At 34.3% G+C, this 22,060-nt stretch carries 18 protein-coding genes; 5 read left to right on the top strand and 13 right to left on the bottom strand.

What is annotated here, in order from left to right; genetic code table 11:
• Positions 1-378: 378 nt before the first annotated feature.
• Entirely contained in the window at positions 379-933 is a 555-nt protein-coding gene (locus tag NYE52_RS03435) for a helix-turn-helix domain-containing protein (protein ID WP_341191787.1), read from the bottom strand.
• Between the two features lie 115 nt (positions 934-1,048).
• Here NYE52_RS03435 and NYE52_RS03430 point away from each other — a divergent pair, with 115 nt between their 5' ends.
• Complete coding sequence (locus NYE52_RS03430; protein WP_341191786.1) at positions 1,049-1,636, top strand: LysE family transporter; 588 nt, start codon at positions 1,049-1,051, stop codon at positions 1,634-1,636.
• Between the two features lie 254 nt (positions 1,637-1,890).
• Here NYE52_RS03430 and NYE52_RS03425 read toward each other — a convergent pair whose 3' ends face one another.
• Positions 1,891-2,841 (bottom strand): glycoside hydrolase family 43 protein, encoded by a 951-nt coding sequence (locus NYE52_RS03425; RefSeq protein WP_341191785.1) that lies wholly within the window; start codon positions 2,839-2,841, stop codon positions 1,891-1,893.
• A gap of 382 nt (positions 2,842-3,223) precedes the next feature.
• On the opposite strand from NYE52_RS03425, the gene NYE52_RS03420 reads away from it, so the two are divergent.
• Positions 3,224-4,777 carry an ABC-F family ATP-binding cassette domain-containing protein gene (locus tag NYE52_RS03420; RefSeq protein ID WP_341191784.1) on the top strand — a complete coding sequence of 518 codons (1,554 nt, stop codon included), beginning with the start codon at positions 3,224-3,226 and terminating at the stop codon, positions 4,775-4,777.
• Positions 4,778-4,873: 96 nt separating this feature from the next.
• Here the strand turns inward: NYE52_RS03420 and NYE52_RS03415 are convergent, their stop codons facing one another.
• Positions 4,874-5,578, bottom strand: coding sequence for a type II CAAX endopeptidase family protein (locus NYE52_RS03415; RefSeq protein ID WP_341191783.1), 705 nt, complete (start codon positions 5,576-5,578; stop codon positions 4,874-4,876).
• A gap of 85 nt (positions 5,579-5,663) precedes the next feature.
• Between NYE52_RS03415 and NYE52_RS03410 the strand changes: the two genes are divergently transcribed.
• The gene (locus NYE52_RS03410) at positions 5,664-6,404 is read left to right on the top strand and encodes a MerR family transcriptional regulator (protein ID WP_341191782.1); all 741 of its coding nucleotides are present in this window, start codon (positions 5,664-5,666) and stop codon (positions 6,402-6,404) included.
• 375 nt (positions 6,405-6,779) lie between these two features.
• Here the strand turns inward: NYE52_RS03410 and NYE52_RS03405 are convergent, their stop codons facing one another.
• The 10 genes from NYE52_RS03405 to NYE52_RS03360 all read right to left on the bottom strand — a co-directional run bounded on the left by NYE52_RS03405 (position 6,780) and on the right by NYE52_RS03360 (position 18,371).
• Positions 6,780-8,636: a DUF2357 domain-containing protein gene (locus NYE52_RS03405; protein WP_341191781.1), complete on the bottom strand. Its 1,857-nt coding sequence runs from the start codon at positions 8,634-8,636 to the stop codon at positions 6,780-6,782.
• Positions 8,620-10,575 (bottom strand): McrB family protein, encoded by a 1,956-nt coding sequence (locus NYE52_RS03400; RefSeq protein WP_341191780.1) that lies wholly within the window; start codon positions 10,573-10,575, stop codon positions 8,620-8,622. The genes NYE52_RS03405 and NYE52_RS03400 overlap by 17 nt, the downstream gene beginning before the upstream one ends.
• On the bottom strand, positions 10,575-11,708 hold the full coding sequence (locus NYE52_RS03395) for a hypothetical protein (RefSeq protein WP_341191779.1): 1,134 nt from the start codon (positions 11,706-11,708) through the stop codon (positions 10,575-10,577). The genes NYE52_RS03400 and NYE52_RS03395 overlap by 1 nt, the downstream gene beginning before the upstream one ends.
• 577 nt (positions 11,709-12,285) lie before the next feature.
• The gene (locus NYE52_RS03390; protein WP_341191778.1) at positions 12,286-12,597 is read right to left on the bottom strand and encodes a hypothetical protein; all 312 of its coding nucleotides are present in this window, start codon (positions 12,595-12,597) and stop codon (positions 12,286-12,288) included.
• Positions 12,598-13,045: 448 nt separating this feature from the next.
• Positions 13,046-14,530 (bottom strand): recombinase family protein, encoded by a 1,485-nt coding sequence (locus NYE52_RS03385; protein ID WP_341191777.1) that lies wholly within the window; start codon positions 14,528-14,530, stop codon positions 13,046-13,048.
• Between the two features lie 3 nt (positions 14,531-14,533).
• Positions 14,534-14,671 (bottom strand): hypothetical protein, encoded by a 138-nt coding sequence (locus NYE52_RS03380; RefSeq protein ID WP_341191776.1) that lies wholly within the window; start codon positions 14,669-14,671, stop codon positions 14,534-14,536.
• 251 nt (positions 14,672-14,922) lie between these two features.
• Positions 14,923-16,422 carry a recombinase family protein gene (locus NYE52_RS03375; RefSeq protein ID WP_341191775.1) on the bottom strand — a complete coding sequence of 500 codons (1,500 nt, stop codon included), beginning with the start codon at positions 16,420-16,422 and terminating at the stop codon, positions 14,923-14,925.
• Positions 16,415-17,836 (bottom strand): recombinase family protein, encoded by a 1,422-nt coding sequence (locus NYE52_RS03370; protein WP_341191774.1) that lies wholly within the window; start codon positions 17,834-17,836, stop codon positions 16,415-16,417. Before NYE52_RS03370 ends, NYE52_RS03375 begins: the two co-directional genes overlap by 8 nt.
• 32 nt (positions 17,837-17,868) lie before the next feature.
• Positions 17,869-18,048: a hypothetical protein gene (locus tag NYE52_RS03365; protein ID WP_341191773.1), complete on the bottom strand. Its 180-nt coding sequence runs from the start codon at positions 18,046-18,048 to the stop codon at positions 17,869-17,871.
• Positions 18,049-18,230: 182 nt separating this feature from the next.
• Complete coding sequence (locus tag NYE52_RS03360) at positions 18,231-18,371, bottom strand: hypothetical protein (RefSeq protein WP_341191772.1); 141 nt, start codon at positions 18,369-18,371, stop codon at positions 18,231-18,233.
• A 378-nt stretch (positions 18,372-18,749) separates the two neighbouring features.
• Here NYE52_RS03360 and NYE52_RS03355 point away from each other — a divergent pair, with 378 nt between their 5' ends.
• The gene (locus tag NYE52_RS03355) at positions 18,750-20,057 is read left to right on the top strand and encodes a competence protein CoiA family protein (RefSeq protein ID WP_341191771.1); all 1,308 of its coding nucleotides are present in this window, start codon (positions 18,750-18,752) and stop codon (positions 20,055-20,057) included.
• Positions 20,058-20,463: 406 nt separating this feature from the next.
• Positions 20,464-22,032, top strand: coding sequence for an IS1182 family transposase (locus NYE52_RS03350; protein ID WP_341191770.1), 1,569 nt, complete (start codon positions 20,464-20,466; stop codon positions 22,030-22,032).
• Positions 22,033-22,060 lie beyond the last annotated feature (28 nt).

The raw sequence follows: 22,060 nt of genomic DNA, 5'->3' as shown, positions 1-22,060 counted from the left end.
ATGCTTTACCTTTCTTCTTCTCGTATACTGCTGTATAAGGGCTATTCTAGTTTAGTCCTTTCTCATTGTTTATTTCTGTTCCATACATACCTATATGATTCAAATGATGAAAGGAATACTTCCATATTATACTTTAAAATAGTCATTCTATGTCTTAACTATATTGTCCCATTGCATATATAAAGAAAAAAGATTAGGTACTGTTCCATCTGAAATAAAAAACTAACGGACATAACAAAAGACTGAATCACTATGAATCCAGCCCATTGTATGGAATCTTAAAAATATAAATTTGAGCAAAATTTCATACACCATTTCTACGTTCCATTTCTTAGTACAAATTATTTAGGTAGATACTGATTAAAAAACTATAATGTATTAATCTGGATAGTATATTATCATACTTAAACGAGATAATGCCTGTCCTGCATTAGAATATATATGGGGCTTATCTGCCTTGAATCTTATTGAATCACCTTTTTTCAAATTATATTTATATTCGTTTACGGTAATATCAATTTCTCCATCAAATACAGTTATAAATTCCTCTGTTCCATCTATATGCCCAACTGAACTTAAATTCCCCTCTGGATCAACTTCAACGGTATATATTTCAAAACGTTTATTTTCTTGAAATGGAAACACTGGATAAACTCTATATCTTCCATTATCTTCAGGCATTACTTGTAACTCATTCCTTAAAACAACTTTCGCATCAAGTGAAGGAGCACTAATAAGAGATGTAAAGGATAGCTTTAGTCCGTTAGCAATTTTCCAAATGGTTGTAATAGTTGGACTTGAATCTCCTCTTTCAATTTGTCCTATCATAGCTTTACTAACCCCACTTAGTTCTGAAACCTTCTCTAAACTAAGTTTCTTCTTCTCTCTTATAGCCTTTAAATTTCTTGCCAAAATAAATTGAATTTCTTCCATGAAATTACCTCCAACCAATTTACAATTTAACACACACTTTGTATAATATAACAAACGTAAGCTATATCGGTAATTTCGTACATTATAACATACTAAAAAAATGGGAGAATTAATGATGCCCTTGTTATCATTTTTATTGTTTGTATTAGTTAGTAGCTTTACTCCAGGTCCAAATAATTTTATGGCAATGTCGTTTGCAAATAAATATGGGTTTAAAAAAACAATTAAGTTCAGCCTTGGCGTTGCAGTAGGCTTTTTTGTTCTTGCCTTGATGTCTAGTATTTTTAACCTTTTGCTTATAAACATCTTGCCAATAGTAAAGATCCCATTAACCATTTTAGGCGTTGGCTATTTGTTATTTTTAGCTTATAAAACAATTACAAGTAAAGACATGAATAATGAAAGAAGTGAAGAGAATGCCAAAAATCTTTTCGTTATAGGTGCATTGGTCCAATTTATTAATCCAAAAGGAATTTTGTATGGAATTACAGTCGTATCAACCTTCCTATTACCTTATTATACTTCTTACTTTAGTTATTTTCTCTTTTCATTATTCTTAGGAATTATTGGATTTCTAAGTTCATTAAGTTGGAGTTTATTTGGCACTATTTTTCAGAAAGCATTATCACAGCATCGGAAAACATTTAATTTAATAATGGCATTGTTATTGATATATAGCGCTATTTCAATTGTTTTCCATTAAAGAATATATATATGCACACAAAAGGAGGGTGTAACAGACATTAAGCACCCTCCTCTTTATTTCACTCTATTGCTTTCCATTCATAAATGATAGACAATTGCCCTTCATTTATAAAGAAAACGCTTACTATCTTATGTAACTAATTCAGTAAAAGTCTTGGACCCTACCTCACCATTTACTTTTAAATCATTATCTTCTTGGAATTTTTAACAGTAGCGAACATTTCCTTACCGAATTCCTCAGTTCCCTACTTATCACTCACCAGAAGGAATGGCAATCGGTGCTGATATACTTAATGGAATTCCAAAATCAGGGGAACCCTCGGCATTCCAATTGAATTTTTGTATTCGGGTACTTCGTCGCTGGCTTCCTCCCTCTGATTCGGAGATAGCATGATAAACTATCCAATCTTCTGTCCCATCAGGTGATTGTGTAAAACTATTATGGCCAGGAGCAAATACCTTATTTTCGATACTTTTCCTAAATACAGGCTCTGTAGATTTAAGCCAAACTTCGGGATTCATGACATCCTCATTCTCTGATGTTGTTAACATACCCAAACTATAATCATCAGACCAAGTGGTACTAGCAGAATAGACTAGAAACAACTTATTATTCCTCTTTAACATTACAGGTCCCTCATTAATCGCCATTCCACCTTGCTTTTCCCAATCATACTCAGGTTTTGACAATAATACGTTCGGACCAGTAAGCGTCCACGGATTTTCCATCTCAGCTATATAGAGAGCTGATCCATACTCAGGAAAGTTTCCATATCCAGCATATACAAAATAAAGTCGGCCTTTATTTTCAAAAATCGTTCCATCTAAACCAGGGTATTCTGTATTTACATATCCTTTTTCTACCCACTCCCCGTTAAACGGATCTTCCTCCGAATTCTCTAGCACAAAAATCTTCCTTGATTGATCATCGCCTATTCCGTCATTTGCTGTGAAATATATATACCATTTCCCATTTATCTGATGAATTTCTGGAGCCCAAATATTAGCACAATTGATTCCTTCACTCGGAGCAGTCCAAATCGTTTTACAATTACCTTGTGCCATACCACTTAATGTAGATGACTTCCATAAATCAAGCCTCGTCCTTTTTGTGACCATAAAATAGTAAGTATCTTTATCCTTATACACCCACGGATCTGCCCCAGGCTCTAAAATCGGGTTATGAAAAGTTAATTTCTCCATCGTTTCCTCCTCTTACTACGTTTTTTTATGAAAATTACATGAATAAAGCATTTGAACTATAGTTCTAATAATGAGTTTTACTTATCCCATATATTTATTCTCTACCCTCTCTTTCTTTTCCTTTTAAAATTAGTATAGAATGTACATCTTAAAATTTTCTTTTAGAACTCAACCAATTATTTCATTTTTTATTCACCTATTCCCATATAGGAAAACCTCCTATCATATTGTATAATAGATTTTTATCCTACTTGTGAGATGCACAAGTAAGTATAATTCCATAATCGAATTTCAGTTTACACAAATAATAATTTCAAGTTAGAAAATCTAATATAAATCTAGTATGATATCTACATGTGATATAAAAGAAGGGGTTAAAAAAATGAGCGTATTAAACGTAAAAGGTTTAAGTCACGGTTTCGGTGATCGAGCAATATTTAATGATGTATCTTTTCGACTTTTAAAAGGAGAACACGTTGGACTAGTTGGAGCAAATGGTGAAGGTAAGTCTACTTTCATGAATATTGTTACTGGAAAGCTACAACCTGACGAAGGAAAAGTGGAGTGGTCACGAAAAGTTCGTGTTGGCTATTTAGATCAGCATGCTGTCCTTCAAAAAGGGACTACAATGCGTGAAGCATTGAGTACTGCTTTCCAATATCTATTCGATGCTGAAGCAGAGATTAATGAGCTTTATGCAAAAATGGGTGATGAAGGTGCTGATATCGATGCATTACTTACAGAAGTTGGAGAACTACAAGAAACGTTAGACAGTAATGATTTCTATCAAATTAATTCAAAAGTGGAGGAAGTTGCTCGTGGTCTAGGATTAGACGATGTTGGACTTGATCGAGATGTAGCTGATCTTAGCGGTGGGCAACGTACGAAAGTTTTGCTAGCTAAACTATTGCTAGAAAAACCTGAAATCTTATTACTAGATGAGCCTACAAACTATTTGGATGAACAGCATATCGAATGGTTGAAGCGCTATTTACAGGAATATGAGAATGCATTTATTTTGATTTCACATGATATTCCATTCCTTAACAATGTTGTTAATTTGATTTATCACATGGAAAACCAAGAGTTGAATCGCTATGCTGGCGACTATGATAACTTCGTAAAAATACATGAAATGAAGAAGCAACAGCTAGAGTCTGCTTACAAGCGTCAACAACAAGAAATTGCTAATTTGAAAGATTTCGTTGCTCGGAACAAGGCAAGTGTTGCGACTCGTAATATGGCGATGTCTCGTCAAAAGAAGCTCGACAAAATGGACATTATTGAATTAGGAAAAGAGAAGCCAAAACCAGAGTTTAAATTCAAAGAAGCTCGTGCTGCTAGTCGTTGGATTTTCACGGCTGAAGATCTTGTTATTGGTTATAACGAACCACTTTCTCGCCCGCTCAATTTGAAAATGGAACGAGGACAAAAAATCGCCTTCGTTGGTGCAAACGGTATTGGTAAGTCTACCCTTCTAAAAAGTATTCTTGGATTAATCAACCCAATTTCAGGAACAGTGGAACGCGGTGATTATCAACACATCGGCTACTTCGAGCAGGAAGTAAAAGAGTCCAACTATAACACTTGTATTGAAGAAATTTGGAGTGAATTCCCAAGTATGAATCAGGCGGAAGTCCGTGCTGCTCTTGCAAAATGTGGATTAACAACAAAACATATTGAAAGTAAAATCGAAGTCCTATCTGGTGGCGAAAAAGCCAAAGTTCGCTTATGTAAAATTTTAAACACAGAAACAAATTTATTAATTCTCGACGAGCCTACCAATCACTTGGACGTAGATGCAAAAGAAGAACTGAAGCGTGCATTAAAGGAATATCGCGGAAGCATCTTAATGGTATCCCATGAACCTGATTTCTATCGTGACATTGCGACAGATATTTGGAATTGTGAGGATTGGACGACGAAAGTGTTTTAAATAATGATTGAGGGGTACCAAAGTGATCTTTTGTACCCCTTTTTATTTGATAAAGTATATCTTTTGTGGCGTGTTTCGGTTACTAAAAAACTATCTTTATCCCAAACTTGTCAACAAAACCATCATTCCATTCGTAATACCATGAATCATTACAGATGGCCATATCGAATTCGTTCGCTCATACGCTAGCGCAAAAATGATACCGCTGAAAAAATTAACTGGCATTGCATTATAGGTAGGGATATGGATAATAGTAAAAATAGCTGAACTAATTAGAATCGCTCCAAAAATCCCCATACGAGTGCGTAACCAGCGATATAAAAATCCACGATAAAAAATTTCCTCATATATTGGTGAAATCACTGCCGCTGATACAAAGGCAATAAAAACTGTAAAGAAATCTACGTTTTGTTTTAGTGATTCTGTCTTACCATTTTCCCACGAAATTCCTATAAAACTAGTAAGTACAACAATGATTATAGCGCCAATAAGTAAAATAACAGAAAATACAACTATTATCTTCCAATCTTTCTTAAAAAACCTCTTTATTCCTACTTCACGCCAAGAAAGTGCTTTTGGACGGAGGGCAATAAAATAGACACCTGTTAGTAAAACACTCGCTATTGTTAACCCCATAAGTGTACCTGCATATAAATCATTATTAAAAAATTGTGCATACATCGATGAAACAATGAACTTTAAACAGCCAAGGACAAAAATAAACTCCAGTATCATTAATAAAATAAATTCTTTACTCCCCCATGGATCCTGTTCTTTCCAATTAGTCTGCTTGTTCTCCATCCTCATCCCTCTTCCTATATATGGTATAATGCAACTATATTAGATTACGCAACGTAACCTGCAAGCTTTTTTTAGGGGGGATACCATGAAACGATGGTCTATTGGAGAAGTTAGTAGACAGAGAAATTTATCCAAACGAACACTGCGCTATTACGATCAAATCAAACTTCTTACACCTAGTTTTAAAGATGAGTACGGAAGACGATTCTATTCAGAAGAGGATTTATTTAAATTAGAGAAAATTATTATTCTAAAGTCCCTTTCACTATCATTAGAGGATATTCACCATTTATTAGATAAGCTCTCTTATAAACAAATACTCATTTCACACTTCAATTACTTACAAGAACAGCTTTCAAAACTTCAAACAAGCATAGCTAACACCACTTCATTAATCAATATGATAGATTTAAAAAAAGATCTATCTTGGGAAGACATCACCGAACTTGTTCAACTTTCACAAAGCAAACCAAAAAAGTGGATTGACTATTTTCAAGATGATGAACAATTTTTTTTAGAACAAACGATTCCGAGCCTTAGTCATAATGATGAAATAACTCATCAATATATTCTGTTATTGAAACAAATTGAATATTATATAAACCAAGGTATACAGGCAGAATCAATACAAGGAATTCAAATTGCTAGAAAGTTAATAGAGCTATCGGAAGTGACGTTTCAGGGGGACGATGATTTAATCGATAAATTTTGGGAAGTAAGAAAACTACCTGCTCAGGAAACTGGACTATTTCCGATTTCCAAAGATGTATTGGAGTTCGTGGAACGTTGTATTAGTTATACAACATCTGAACAATTGGGAAATTAAATGAAGCAAACAAAGTAACCAAACTATTAAATCAGAGAAAAGATAAACCAAAAAATGCTTTAAATTCAACTTTTTGTTGTTTTTAGTTTGGGTAAAATCGTTCCTAAAATAGGCTTTTTTACAGCCACTTATTTATTAATCAATATTCTAAGTGTTGGACGTTATGGACTGTGTAACATCTATGTGAAACAAGATTTTTCGAGGCGTCACTGTGACAGAGAAATGAGGGGTACCCAATGAAAGTTATTTCACTGGGTACCCCTTTTTTACTGAGAAGAGTTTATTTTAATACAAGTTGCGCCACACACTCCACATGTCTTGACATTAGGTCGCAGACACTTTTTCTAATAAGATGTAGTAGTGTTTACCTATTAATCACTCTGGCAGAAACTCTGAATATACCGCAATAACTTCCAGGATAGAATCCGTTAACTGTTGATGAAATACTTCATTATCCTCTAATGGAGTTAACTGCATGAGCCTTGTTTGGAAATGCTCATATGAATGCTTTGAGTAAAGAGGATTTCCATCATGTCTTGGATAAATCGCCCACACTTCATGGACTGGACGGACTCTTTTCCAATAACGCGGCAATATCTTATTGTAAATAAACGGTGATACAAAATCATTTCGATACGCTAACAACTGCCTCATGGTATCTGTTTTATCCGAAGTATTGATTTTTGCACTGTCCCATATAGCACGGGCGGGTCTGTATTTAAAGTCAAATACTAATGACCCAATGTAGTCTTCTCTTGCATCATGATAGAAATCTAAACGAACATCAGGTCTGTTATGCTTATCCGCTGCATAAAGAGGTTTATAAAGAGTCGACTGTTCAGGTTTATACGGAATACTCGTATCGTAAACCAGATGGACATTTATATCATCTTTTTTAAGCTTAATAACCGTTCCAGGTTCTAAAAACGGTATTTCAAATGAATGACTACTGGCATCTATATCATATATCCAACCACTTATAATTTTAAAACCAGAGGATTCGTGCTGCAATGATTTGATTATCTGTAAGAATCCCCAGATTTCATACAATAAGCTGGTGCGTTTCCAGTAAAAATCATAGTTTTGATTAAGGGAAACGTTTATATCTTCCGTTTTGATTTGGCGGTATAGCTTAATTATTTGGCGGTAAGTCATATCTAAGTGCATACAAAGTGGAATATACATAGGTTGCCTATTGTCCACTGTTTCCATCCATTCAACGCCTAATACCCTTAAGCAATTGCTTCTAATGCGACCCACATAGATTTCGTATTGTTCCAGCTCTTTTAAAACCAATAATGTGGAACGATTTTGTATGTGGTCTAAAGAAAGGAATTTTTTCTGAGCTAGTTCTTTTTCTACTTTTAATTTATGCTTTTTTAAGTAGCTACTCAATTCAGTTGTTTCTTTGACAAAATAACTAAGTATATATTTTAACCATTGGTTCTCTGGTAAATTATAGTTCTTTGTGTGCTGCGGGTTAAAAATGTATCCGACACTTTCCGGATGTCTCGAGCGGTAGCGAACACCAACTGAATCTACGATATTTTTCTTTCCTTCATGAACAAGGTTGTATACTTTCCCTACCCTAAAACGTGGCTCTTTTTCTATTTTATTGATGGCGATAATCCATTTAGAGAACTCATTTTTTAATATGAGCAGCTTCCGAAGCTTATCATAAGGAATGGGAGAATGCATTTCAGCACCTACGCTGGCATTCTTACGGATTAAATCTTGTGCCAATCCTTTTAGAGTATCTTCCACATCGTTACGCATGGCAGTCCATTGTTCTTCATTTACTTGCTTTGGTTTAATCTTTAGCCAAGCATAATAGGTCTGATTGAATGAAATAACTTTGATTCTGTAATAACCAGGAATGTATGGATAATAACTATCCCCTTTTTTAGTATTATAGGGATTATCTTCGTATAGCAGCAGCCTTTCTTTGGAGGCTGCCATGTAGACTTGGTCACTTTCATCGGTATTTAAATAGTCCAAAGGAATCGTATCAAAACCATCCATATAAAGGCGTGCGTTTGTGTCTTCGCTCGTGAATTCTAATTGAAGCCACTTATTTTCAACAGCTTCTGGGGTAGTTTCATCCAACAATTTGTGCAAATCCGCTTCATCCGCTACATAGTTTGTGATGTTCATTTCCTTATATTCCGTGGTACCTCCGAGAGAATATCCGGGCTCTTTTTGACGAAAACAAACCTTAAATGGTGTGACCATACAAACGCAACTCCCTGGCTTTATCCTTGATGGCTCTTCTTGTTTTCTCCATGTAATACATAGAAGGCATAGTATCTAATAAATCGAGTAAGGCACTGTACTCCACTTCTTTTGTATCAGGATTATAACGTCCAATTAATTCGGAAAATTGTTCTTCAGACCCTCTAATCTTTGTTAATACACGTTGTATTAACTGTAAATCGAACGCCTCTTCTCTTTTCAGAAGAGAACTTGATGGAATATTATTTAAATAGTTATCGATTTGTCGGATAATCCGCCAGCCTATCCCAATGTTTCGGTTGCATTCCTGAAGTTTTACATGCAATTCCCACAATAATTTTGATTCTGATAATGAAAGTGTAATATCCGTTCCTTTCTTTCGGAAAGATTCAAATATTTCAGTAGTAACTGGATTTTCTTTTGCATTTTTTTCCTCATGCATGGATAAGTCCATTCTTCTGTTTTCCTCCATTCTCAACACATCTTGATAAGACTTCACATTTAAAGATATGATATTTGAACGGTCTAGGACCTTATCAGAAAATTGGTAAGTTGATTCATCCAAGTTCACGGTTCCAACAAATAAAACATTATTGCCTATTAATAAGTTAGGCTTGTATTCATTTTGATTATATAACCTTGTTTCGTAGCCTGGATTATATAATTGTAGCTCCCTAGTGCTACCTTCTTGCTCGAGTACCGATAGAAATTGGGAGAAATAATGTTCCACTCTCGCTAAGTTCATTTCATCAAAACAGACAATGTAAAGATTATCCGGATTATCCTGTGCTTGAATCAGGGTATTGATTAGCCCTGAGTCACCTGGGCGGTAAACATTGTTTAATGTATCAAGATACCCGATAACATCTGTGTCATCTTGCCAAGATGGTCGAACAGGAATAAATGCAAGTTGACCTTTTTTTAAGACCAAAGCTTTAGCGTAGCATTGGACAAGTTTTGATTTTCCTGTTCCACTCATTCCGGTTAGTATGACTAATCCTTTGGTTTTCATAGCCGTATGAAAGTTATATAAATCTTTTTCATCATAGTACAATCCCATGAGTTTGGCTTGTTGTTTGAACGTGTCCATGAAATCTTCTTCTTTATCTTTTTTTACCTCATTGACAGAAGAATGTTCAATATTGCTTTCACCAGATGTTTCAGGACGGTGATTGTATTCAATTGGCTCTAGCGTTTCTCCCTCAAGTACAATTTTCTCTTGAATATCCGTAATATTTATAGAAGAAATGAATAGCACTTGGTCATGCAAATAGCTATCTAAGAACACTTCATTGTCTAATGCTATTTTTTTGATTGGGCTATCATCTGCTTGAACATTAAACCGAAATCCTCCAAACGCATAATCGTGATTGGATACTGGACCATACACCGTATACCCGTCACCTGATTCTTTTGATTTGCTTTTCCAAAGAATAATAGGTGGTGTGTCATCATTGTCTGTAGACACCTGTTTATTTACACCAATGAATTTCTTACTTCTTAATTGCTCTTCGAAAATTTCTTGGGTTCTTTGAGCGTCCTCAGAAAAAATCGGAACTGGTTCTAAAATGGTATCAGAACGAAAAGACTCTGTTTTTCTAACGATATTCCAGTCTCTTCCTACAAAAAACTCACCCCGTTGCTCGACATTAAAAAACAAAATGTATCTATTTAAAAAATCACGTAGCTTTTCTATTCTTGTATCCTCATCCAAGTTCGTATCATCATAAAATCCGCAAGAATCAGCAAGTGCGTCCCCATATCCTGTTATTTCTCTCACATGTCTAGGGAAATTTTCAGGTGGGTTGGATATGATTTTTATATAAAATTGTAGAGTATCATTGGAATTAAGGATGACAGTCCTTCTTGCAATTTCATAATCCTCCCCTAATACACCTGCAAAATCCATTTCCCATTTTTTCCCGTGCGTGTATGCCATCACGATGCCCCCACTATTGTTTTTTCGAAAATTCCCATAAACATTTGTACATCGCTAAATTGCTTACAAATATTTATTTTCGTTTCGGGTAATTGATTAAACGTGTCGTTTTGTCGCAGTAAATATTGTTCTTTGTTTGATAGTTCATAACCTAGCACCCAATAGCCATCATAAGAATTATCAAACTGAAAATCGTATACAAGTTCGTTATCCAAAAACTTAAATTCAATGGTCTCATTTTCAAATGGAACTTCTGAAGCCGGTTTTCCTACCACGAGTATATTTATGAGTTTCTCTTTTTTAGGAAGCTTTTCTTCAAGTTTAATTACTTGTTTTTGTAAATCTTCCACCTGTTTCTGCAAGGAAGCTATTAGCTTATCCTTTTCTTGTTCTGTCATTTTAGACTTATGCATAGCTTGTTCACGCTCTTTAATTTCATCATCTTTCTCTTTAACTACACGATGAACAGCCGAAAGTTTTATATTTAAAGAATCTACTGTTTTCTTATTTTTTTCTTCCATCTCCTCTATCTTTTTTATATACTGTTTTGCTCGTTTTTCTAACTCGCTCTCAAGATTCTTAAGTTTTTTCTCGATTTTTTTATTGATTTTATCTTCGTTCTTATCTTGAATCGCAAGGTGTTCTGTTTCTGATTTCTTGGACTCAGGAAGTAATTCGCTTTTTTTTGAATTTTTGTCGGAGGTATTTTCCAAACCATATTTATTAAATGCTTGGTTTTTCACTTCAAGCAAGTCAGTGGAATGGTCTGCAATTTCTCCAAACAATTGAACAGCCTTTTTTTCTAAATTTTGATTAAAGAGTCGAATAAATACCGAAACAATTCCTTCTTCAGCCACTAAAGCTAATAACTCGACCACTTCTTTTTCAGTTAGTGTATCTGATTGATTCTGGGGGAACTCGTCTATTTGGGTAAACCATATTTTAAAATATTTATAACTGCTAGGGTTCAATAGGTTAGTTGTGAGTATTTTTCTATTGGTCTTAATATCATTAATAGAATTCACTCTAAATCCCCGACACACTATCTTCCCTTTGCTGCTACTGTATATATCTAAAATGGTTTCATCGTCTAGTTTTGTCAACAACCACTGATAAACATTTTTAACAGTCATGATTCTCCTTCTTTCCCGTCTCATTCTATTAAATGTATAGGTTTTATCGGAATAAGGCTTCACATAGGAAAATACCCCATTTCTTCATTTTTTTGTTTTATCACAGCATTAAACGGGTAAAGAATATATATACCAAACATTCACCTAGTTTTCGTCCTATAATATTATACTGTGCTATAAAAATGAAGGACTTTAGAATCTCCCCTTAATTATCCAAGGAAGCCCAAAAGTCTTCAATACTCATTAACATATTTTCTATTTTATGTTCTTCATTTAAATTAGCCTCCCAGGCACCATGTCAACTTCTGATAATTCACTGCCCTCTTTTCAGTACTCTAAATCTATCAAGAAATTATAAATTATCTCTTTAGAATCTGTTTTTTTATATTCAATGTTTTAACCTTTAATTTGTAATCATTTCTTATCGGCGAAATCATTAATACTGAATCGTATCTAGAAACGAATTCCTGGTAGGACGTATCATCTGCAAAATAATATTAATATAGTCTATAATACAGCTTCAATGGTCTGTGTATTTTCTTCTAGGGTTTTCGTTTCTTTTTTTCGGTACAACCAACTAAAAATAAAAGAATTGAAGATAATAAAGCTGTTTTGAAAAATACAATCCGTTTGGGTCTTCTTCAATAACCTCAAAATTCTCCGAGACTTTTATCTCTTTTCCTAGTGAGCTTAAGGAGTGAATTTCAGCAGGAACAGTTTTCTTTTCACTGCTAACTTCATAGGGTAACTCATTGTTTTTTTCTTTTACATCTGCCTCTAGGTTTTCTGAACTATTTTGTTCCTTTTCTAGTTCTGTAGTAACCCCTTCTTTGTCTTTATTAATGCCCCCAGAATTAAAACCGAAAATAGTGCTAAAATATGCCCCCATGTTACGATTCACCTAGTAATTTTATCACATTTTCATTATTTTGGTATTATTTGCTACTACTAAACTGCTCCGTTAGTTGAAGAAGCACTTCTTCCAATGTATAATAATTTTCAATCTCACATAGGAACCACTGTTTTTTAAAAAGATAATTTCTTATATTCTTATCGCCAAACACTAAATGAACTAAATGCCAAAAACAGGGTTCTCATACTCTCAACCTGCCCCGGTCTCACTTTTACCAAGCACTTCACTATCAGGGCGGTGAACATCTAATGAGCGTATTCTCTCTTAAGGGGAGACACAACGAAAGTAAACAGTAGCCGGGGCAGACTGGATACCCAACGGATTGCTTTTACGTCATATTACAACAGTAAATTTTCAAACAATACTAGTCCAACTACAAATAAGACACCACAAATAGTTCTAAGACTATTCGTGGTGACTAGTTTTAAGCAATTAGTATATTTGATGGTTCTTGAAAATTATAAAAAACTTTAGCAGTTCCATCCTCTTCAATATCTATCCTAGAAATGAATCTATGAATTATTTCAGGAAGGACATCCGGTGAATAAAGATATTGTAAGAAGTCATTTTTTATACAAGTTAAGTCGATTTCATGATTACTAGCATTGGCTTTAAGAGAAACCTTTTGAGCTTGTAACATTTCTAATTCCCTAATATTGACGCTATTTGCAGCCTTAAAATCTTCTGCTGTCATATCCCCATCAGCTTTCATCTGAATATAATTTATCTTTCGGTTATGTAGAATCTTTATTTTACTTTCTATTTTTTCTATATCTTTTGTGCTCTTTTTTAGAGACCTCTCTATTTTTTGCTGAAAATGTTTTGATAATATATCAAGATTCAATTCTTGTAGAAAGTTACCAAAATCATTAATAATAGCATCAGTCAGCTTGTCTTCCTTTATTGCATGTGATGAACATCTTTTGGTACCATATCTTCCGTAAGACCCACATATGTATCCTTTTCTACCTGAACGGAACCACATGCCTTTTTCACAATCAGCGCAGAAAGCAACATTTGTAAATAAGTGTGCTTTTGGTGCTGTTACATTCTTCTTTCTTTGCACCATTTGTTTTTGTGCAGTTTTAAAGACATCCTTTTCAATAATTAGTTCATGAGTACCTTTTACAATTTTTTGTTCCTTCCTATCTACGGACTTTCTTTTTGTACTAACGACACTTATTGTAGTAGTCCTGCACTGAACCAAATCCCCAGTATAATGTGGGTTGGATAGAATTATTTTAATCGTATTACTCATCCACTCGGTACCGGCATTTTTCTTGTTAATCACCTGAGCAGGGGTTGGTACTCCCTCCAAAGTTAAATTTTTTGCAATTGTATCAACGCCCGTTCCGTTTATATATTCTTGGAAAATCCGTTTTACAATAGAAGGGGTTTCGTCCTTTCTTATACACAGCTTCCCATTTTCAAGATAGTATCCGTATGGTGGTGTGGAACCTTGATACTTTCCTGTGGAAGCCCCAACTTCTTTTACGCTTTTAATTTTTTGGCTTAAATTCTGGGACTCTTTTTCGTACATCCAGGCAAGTAACCCCAGCATATCCATATTCTTTTTCATTGTATTGACCATTCCATCTAATGAAATGATATAGACACCGTGGGCTTTAGCAAGATTGGCAATCTTGTAAGAAAGCTCACCATTACGAGCCAAACGGGATAAGTCCTTCACCAATACAACATCGATGTTTTTTTGTTCGATATCACCTAATAATTCTATCAGTTCCGGGCGTTTAGCTTTGGTTCCCGTCTTCCTATCTTGATAATACTTTTCAAATATCCATCCCTTGTCATGAATATACTTTTCAAACATCAATTTCTGATTTACCAATGACGTATCCTGTTCTTCACGTCCAGTAGATACACGAGCATATGCGCCAACTCTAAACATAATTTATTCCCCTCTTTCTAAACCATCAGTTTTATTTATGTATTTTTTGTTTAAAAAGTCATCGACCTTGGAATTTATTAAGTCTTGGAACATCTTTTCAAAAGAGTCCCCATTTTTATCGAATCGTCGTGAAATTTTCATGTTGTTTTCCCCCAGAAAGTTCTTATTATTATGTATGTATTTTCGATTTAATGTTCATAATGGTTACTAGAATTTCGATATTATGACCATGAAGGTATACCAACATGGAAGTAAAACCGAACCAGATAAAAGAAAATGGCGCATTGGTGCAGGTATTTACCCATTTATGTTTTTATTATTTTCCACATATGTATTATAGGTTCGGTTTTCCATCCAATGAAATATGTAAAAGTTCGATTTTCCATCTACCCTCATTTTGTGATAAAGGATACCGGATTAACCTTGAATTGAATATCAAATTCAAAGTTATTTTCACTTTTAAAGTGTATAGCTATTTCGTTAACAAAGTTCAGCACTATTAATCGTTGTTCTGTCATTGATAACTTACATATATTGATATTTTGAAAGCTATTAAGAAACACTTCCAGTTCCGAAGGAGTTAGAAGAATTTCGATTTCTCTAATCGACTGCTCAATTTGAATAATTTCATTTTTTAATTTGCTTAACACATTTCTAAAGACGCTGTTTAACTGATTTTGCTGATGAATTTTAGCAACCATTTCATTAGCTAAAACAAGTTGTTCCTTTGCCTTAAGTAAATCCATTTGCTCCTGAAGTGACACAATATATTCTTTAAGTGTATTAGTTACTGTCCCTGTATTTATTTTTACAGACATGGATAACTGTTGTTGAATATAGCCCAACAATTTTTCATTCAATAAATTTATATCCATCTCATAAGAACAGGTCGTACAGAAATACTTAAAATAACTGTATTTAATACCTTTCTTCCTCGTGGAGCTATTTCGATGAATTAGATGGTTACCACAGTTTTTACAAACTAGCAAACCACCAAATAAAAACGGAGTTTCTAATTTGTTATACTTTTTCTTCAGCTCTCGATTCACATCAATAAGTTTGTAAAAAATACCCGGAACAATGGCATTATGGCTATGTTCAATTAAATGTTTATTTTGACTGATGTGTTTACGGCGGAAAGTCCAACTGAGATGCCCCATGTAGACTGGATTCTTAAGTATATTTTCTATGCTACTTGTCCGCCATTGTTTCTTTGTTGGAGACGGAATACCTGCTTCATTTAAGACATTTGTTATCTTTTGTATTGAATGTCCCCAGGATGCTAAGTAATAAATAAAAAAAACAACAGGAGCATTTTCGTCAGGGACCAACTTCTTATGAATTTGCTGATAGCCAAACGGAACGGTTGAACCTGGGCGTACCTCAGATTCTAAGTCTGTCTTTTGAGCATCCACTGTTCTTCTTGATTTATCATTTGATTCTCCATTTGCTATGATTAGTTGAAGTTTCACATCCAAATCAGCAGGTGTCCATTCATCCTCTTTTGTGGTTGTATAAAATTTAAGGTGCGGCTTCTTGGTAATCACATCCGAGTAAAATTCCGATACAAAGGAGTAAATTTTTCTGTCAATGCGTGAAAAATCATAAAAGATGATTGCACTGACATCTTGTGAAAGAACAATTTCTTTCATCATATTTAATCCCTTACGGCTGCTAGCAGATTTACGATAAGCACTTTGAGCATCATCGTAAAAGATAAATTCATTTGGCAAATAGTACCCCTTTTTCTCTGCATACTCCTTAATTGCTAAGGTTTGAATCTCAAACGATTGATTTCCTTCCTGTTTATGTGAAGACCGCCTTATCGAAGCAACTGCCAATTTTCTTTTCTCTAAAGGCATTTTTAAGATACTGTTATCCTGTTTACTCACACGCTATCATCCTCTCTAATTGTTCATTGTCTAAGAACTCGTTAAAGTAAAGAATAAGAGCTAATGTCGATTCATGTACATAGCAGTCCTTAATAATTAAACCAACCAAATTTATTAATTCATCGCTTTTTAAACAGTCACTTATTTTGACATTGCTTACCAAGTATTTCACCTTATTTTTATAATTTTCACATATCAATAGGTGTTCCCGAAGTTCTTTTCTTTTTTGCTTACTTTCTACTAATAGTTTCATTTCGTTTTTTTCATATTGTTTAGAAAGAAATTTTTCATAAGGCATTGTCGCAATTTGAGCCTCAATATGCTCAATTTTTTTATTGGCAGCCCCGAGTTCTTTCCCTAAATTATCGAGTAAGTGGTTTATCATTTTAATGGCTTTCTTCTCGATTCCTTCCTCATTCAAGTTTTCAAAGACCATTGATATGCAATTTATTAACATATCATTGTAATCATCAACATTAATACTCATTTTTTTATGTTTATTTGAACAAGTGTATATGCCTGATTCACCAATTTTATTTTTTCGGTAAATCATACTCTTTTTGCAGATTCCACACTTAGGAGGAAGGATATTTTCGTCGCTTCTTCCATTTAAGTTTTGCTGCAATTTTTCCACGAATGGTTCAATTACAACCTGGACTTCTTGGAAAGTCTCCTTAGAAATAACAGGTTCAACATAAGGGAGCTTATTCAAATAGTTTCCTATTTTCTCGCAGCCGGAATAGAAGGGGTCTGTAAGTATGCGCACAATATCCGTTGGCTGTTTTTTCATAAGACTAGAAAATGTTGAAACAAGTTGAATGAATTCAGTTGTATCGCCAATTCCCCTTGCTTTTTCAAACAATTGAATGATATTTTTTTTATTCTCTTTTTGAAGAGAGTAAGATTTATTGCCCCGTTCATCCTTGTTAGTTTGATAACCAAATTTCCTTGGAGGAAGTTTTCGGTGTGTGTCTGAAACTCGACGGGCAATTGCCTTTCCTTCTTCTTCAATTAAAATTCCGTTAAAGCCCTCAACCAAATAATTGGAGCTAAAAGACGAATAGCTTGAATCAGAGGAAGTAAATACCACTTTAACATCATGTGTAATGAACAAATCCACCATTTCAAGGTATTCATAAAAATTCCTTGTTAATCGGCTGCGGTCATAAACATAAAGGGTACCAACTTCACCTTTACTGATAAGTGATATGACCTCCTGCATTTTCTCCCTGTCCCTCAGCTTTATCTTATTTGCAGATATACCCAGTTCATTTACCTCTATATATTCGTCTTCATCAAGCTCATCGCGGAACTTTTTATCGGCAACAATTTGCATCTCAAGACTTTGATTTTCTGTACTGACCCGTCTTAAAAAGAGGTTTAATTTCCCGTTTGAGTATATGTTTTTAGCCAATTTTAATTCCTCTAGTTTCATGACCAATTTTTTTATCTTTCACCATTTAAATCAGCCTTTCCTTTATAATTTTTACTCAAGATAATAGCTTGAAGTGCTGGAGATACACCAAGTTTATGTAACAGCATTCTTTCGATAAGCCTTTCTATTAACATGGTTCCAAGCTCATTCGATTCTTCAATTACCTCGATTTTCCTGACAGTGCATTTCAATTCAACCACCTCCAGTCAATAATCACAGAATTGACTGAAAGTAGATATTTTATACTTACTTCTTATCTTCTATGTATAAATCAAACTCCATTTGGCAAGAGGCAACTACATTTTTCATATCTTTCCTTGGCACGACCAACTTGTATGTTTTGGTTCCAGGAAGCTTTAATTGCTCCAAACTTCTATTCATGGCGTTTTTCACAATCCCATTTGGAACTAATATCCCAAAACCTTTTTAGTAAATCGGGAGATACATTATGTTTGATACTTGCTTCTTCGATTTCCCTTTTTCGGTTATTAAAGACGCTGGTATAGCTGTTCATTATTTTTCACTCCTTTTAATTACCTTTTTAATAACGAATCGATTTTTTTGTTGTTACTATTTCTAATCCTTTGAACAGGAACTTTGATTTGCATTTTCATGATTGTTCACTCCAATCTAGTTGTTTTTTGACAAGTCCATTTGTTTTCCAAACTTGGTATTGTCATAATACAAAATCGAAAATTAAAATGGATGGAAAATCGAAATTATTTTTCATAAAAAAAATAAAATTTTCTTGAGCAAAAGTTTCTTCGATAATCCCCCAAAACTGAACTGAATTTTGCTATAATTATTGTTTTTTCTTTTATTTGATGCTTGACTTACATCTCGCAATATATGATTCTTGTAAAAAAAGGGGATTTTTCCGAGGAGACAAAATATGAGAGAAGCACTGCATGCTATTGATAACGAATTATTTAGGCTACCATATTCTGCAACTGGTGAAGAAGTAAGCAACTTTAAGAAATTAGCTGAAAAAGACCTCTTTCAATGCCCCTACTGTAACGCTAAATTAATTGTCAAATACGGAGATGAAAGAGGGCTATATTTCTCTCATCAACACTCAGAGGCATGTGCAGAATCTAAGAACATTGATAAGGCAGAAAAAAGGTATTTTAAGCAAACTGAAAGAGAAACAAAGATTCATAAGGTAATGATTAATATTGTTCATGATGAACTAACTGTTCAAGCTAAAAACAATCCACAGATTACCGTCGACTATGGGTATAAAGCTAAATCATATTTAAAAGAATACCCTGATATTTGTGTTAAAATTGCCGATAAGCAATTCGCACTTTCCATTATTACCGATGTTAAATCCACAGCGGACAGCAAACTTGCAAATCAAATTACTAAAAGACATCTATACTTCCTGGAACAAGGAATGGAGCCTATTTGGTTTATTGAGAAAAAAGAACAATCAATAGAAAAAGATAAAAATAGTATCGTTTTATGGGATGCAGAATTATCGATTGCTGCAAAAACAAATGTAGATAAAGAATGGGATTCAACTCTAGCTGCTATTGTAAAAGACAAGATGTTTTTTAAATATTTTAATTACCCAGCTTCGATGGATAACCTAGCGATTGATGTTAGAAGTATGTTTTACATTTATTCAAATGAGGACAGGATAGTGGTCAAGGTGCAGCGGTTCTTAAAAGACCGAATTGTAAAACCTTACCGAGCTTTTCTTCTAAATGAAGGTTATGAAATTCCTTTTGCTGAAGCTCTTGTAATAAAAAATAATTTTGTATTGAGTAACCCCGATATCGATGAACAAAACCGTAAAGAGTTCATTAAAAGATATCAGCTTTTCAGGCATGAATACCAAGAAAGATTGAGGATTCAAGAGGAAGAGAGACAAATAGCCTTACAAGAAGCGCAAGAACAAGAAGAAAAACTAAAAAAAGAACTAGAAGAAGAACAGAAACGAAAACAACAATTGCCGCAAGATATTCTTAAACAAAGAAATACTCTAAATATCCCTAAAAAAATGTCTTACGAAGAACTTAAATCCCTTTTGCGGTCAAACATCAAATTAAATCAAAGAGAACAGATGGAACTATGGTCAATCATGCCGGCACTTAGACATGATTTTCAATTTATATGGGAATTGGTTGTTAAGAATGAGTGTAAGTCGTTTGATGAACTGAGACCAATTCTTCATATGGCACTAGGCAAAAGATAGCAACGATTGATTCTTTATTATTATTGATAATTAAAAAGAAAAGAGACTAAATAATCTTAAGTAGTTCCGATAACGTGGAAAAATACTTAAAAAAGCTTATCAAATAACACTATAATTTACGGTGAAAATATCTTACCAATTAATAACAAAAAAGCTCAAAGAATTGAATTTCACACTGAGCGTTGATTCATTGTTACTCTTTTTCAGTTAAGACCCCGTTAGTTCAACTGGTGACTGCTAATATTGATAAGAGGCTGGGACAAAACCCTCCTTTTAGACGAAAAAGCCGTGAAATTTTACGAAGAGTAAAATTTCACGGCTTTGTTTATTTTTTCAATAAAAATAAGGACCACTTCTGATAAAATAAAGTTACCACAACAAAATATCATCAGAAAGAAGGATCCTTATGTTTAAAAATTATAACATGAATCAATTAATTTTGCCTTTAGATTTAGAAATAAAATTACAAGAAAATGATATCGCCTTTTCTATCCATCATTTAGTGGAAAGTATTCCGAGCGAAGCTTTCGATTCTTTCGTTCGACATACTGGGTGTCCAGCTTATCATCCACGTATGATGCTAAAAATTATTTTATGTAGCTACACGCAATCGGCTTTCTCTGGTCGTAAAATAGAAGGCCTTTTGAATGATAGTATTCGCATGATGTGGCTCGCACAAGGAAATGAGCCAAGCTATCGGACCATCAATCGTTTTCGTGTCCATCCCGATATGCAGGAAATCATCCGTCAGTGTTTCGTACAATTCCGATGCCAGTTAGTGCAGGAGAAGCTCATTGATCAAGAAGCCATTTTCATCGATGGCACAAAAGTGGAAGCCAACGCTAATAAATTCACCTTTGTATGGAAGAAAGCCGTTGAAAAATATCATGAAAACTTAGTGGAAAAGTCTAACCAGTTATACAAAGAACTACTTGAAAATCAAATTATCCCTGAAATAAAAAGAGAAAATGAAGAGCAGCTATCCATGGAGGAATTAACACAAATCGTTGAAAATTTAGAGGAAGTAGTCGATGAGTATACGCAAAAGATTGACAACTCGAACGATGTTAACGAGCGAAAACAACTTCGGAGTGAAAGAAAATCACCGAAACAAATGGTAAAACAAATATATAATTGGATTACGCGTAAACAGAAGTATGAAAAGGATTTTGAGATTTTCGGTGCACGCAATAGTTATTCAAAAACAGATCAAGAAGCAACCTTTATGCGAATGAAAGATGACTATATGAAAAATGGACAACTAAAAGCCGGATATAATGTTCAAATAGCGACAGAAGGCCAATTTACACTAGCTTACGGCGTTTTCCCTAACCCAACGGATACAAAAACACTCATCCCATTCCTGGATCGGATTGAAAAAAAGTTTTTTTCCTTACCTAAACATATAGTCGCAGATGCCGGTTATGGAAGTGAACAAAATTACGATGATATTTTAACCAACAGGAAACGCACTCCCCTCATCACCTATAATCATTACTTAAACGAACAAAAGAAAAAGTTCAAAGCAGACCCTTTTAAAACGAGTAATTGGGTATATGATGAAGAAAGAGATACGTTCCTTTGTCCGAATGGGAAAGAGCTTACGTTCCAATACCATTCAACCCGTAAGGATAAATCAGGATTCAAACGTCAATTCAAAATCTATGAATGTGAGGACTGTACAGGTTGCCCACTACGTTCTTTTTGTACCAAAGCGAAAGAAGGTACGAATCGTAAGCTCATGGTCAATAAGAAATGGGAACAACAAAAAGAATACATAAAAACGAAGCTTTTGGAAGAAGAAACGGCTAAAATTTACCGTCAACGTAAGATTGATGTGGAGCCAGTTTTTGGATTCTTGAAGGCTAATTTAGGTTTCACACGATTTTCTGTTCGTGGGAAATCCAATGTCGAAAACGAAATTGGCCTCGCATTAATGGCCGTAAATATACGAAAATATGCGGCAAGGGGGTGAAACCTTGCCTACATATCTCTAAAATAAT

Origin of the sequence: Niallia sp. FSL W8-0635 (genome assembly GCF_038007965.1) — a bacterium.
Lineage (GTDB): Bacteria > Bacillota > Bacilli > Bacillales > Cytobacillaceae > Niallia.
Note: the sequence above shows the minus strand (reverse complement) of the source record. Positions and strands in the feature narration are given on the sequence as shown.

Excerpts from the sequence above, each read along its gene's own strand:
- NYE52_RS03355 (WP_341191771.1), top strand. The coding sequence starts at position 18,750 with ATGAGAGAAGCACTGCATGCTATTGATAACGAATTATTTAGGCTACCA.
- NYE52_RS03425 (WP_341191785.1), bottom strand. The coding sequence starts at position 2,841 with ATGGAGAAATTAACTTTTCATAACCCGATTTTAGAGCCTGGGGCAGAT.
- NYE52_RS03380 (WP_341191776.1), bottom strand. The coding sequence starts at position 14,671 with ATGAAAATTTCACGACGATTCGATAAAAATGGGGACTCTTTTGAAAAG.
- NYE52_RS03420 (WP_341191784.1), top strand. The coding sequence starts at position 3,224 with ATGAGCGTATTAAACGTAAAAGGTTTAAGTCACGGTTTCGGTGATCGA.
- NYE52_RS03410 (WP_341191782.1), top strand. The coding sequence starts at position 5,664 with ATGAAACGATGGTCTATTGGAGAAGTTAGTAGACAGAGAAATTTATCC.
- NYE52_RS03360 (WP_341191772.1), bottom strand. The coding sequence starts at position 18,371 with ATGAACAGCTATACCAGCGTCTTTAATAACCGAAAAAGGGAAATCGAA.
- NYE52_RS03430 (WP_341191786.1), top strand. The coding sequence starts at position 1,049 with ATGCCCTTGTTATCATTTTTATTGTTTGTATTAGTTAGTAGCTTTACT.
- NYE52_RS03405 (WP_341191781.1), bottom strand. The coding sequence starts at position 8,636 with ATGGTCACACCATTTAAGGTTTGTTTTCGTCAAAAAGAGCCCGGATAT.
- NYE52_RS03385 (WP_341191777.1), bottom strand. The coding sequence starts at position 14,530 with ATGTTTAGAGTTGGCGCATATGCTCGTGTATCTACTGGACGTGAAGAA.
- NYE52_RS03395 (WP_341191779.1), bottom strand. The coding sequence starts at position 11,708 with ATGACTGTTAAAAATGTTTATCAGTGGTTGTTGACAAAACTAGACGAT.
- NYE52_RS03415 (WP_341191783.1), bottom strand. The coding sequence starts at position 5,578 with ATGGAGAACAAGCAGACTAATTGGAAAGAACAGGATCCATGGGGGAGT.
- NYE52_RS03390 (WP_341191778.1), bottom strand. The coding sequence starts at position 12,597 with ATGGGGGCATATTTTAGCACTATTTTCGGTTTTAATTCTGGGGGCATT.
- NYE52_RS03400 (WP_341191780.1), bottom strand. The coding sequence starts at position 10,575 with ATGGCATACACGCACGGGAAAAAATGGGAAATGGATTTTGCAGGTGTA.
- NYE52_RS03350 (WP_341191770.1), top strand. The coding sequence starts at position 20,464 with ATGTTTAAAAATTATAACATGAATCAATTAATTTTGCCTTTAGATTTA.
- NYE52_RS03435 (WP_341191787.1), bottom strand. The coding sequence starts at position 933 with ATGGAAGAAATTCAATTTATTTTGGCAAGAAATTTAAAGGCTATAAGA.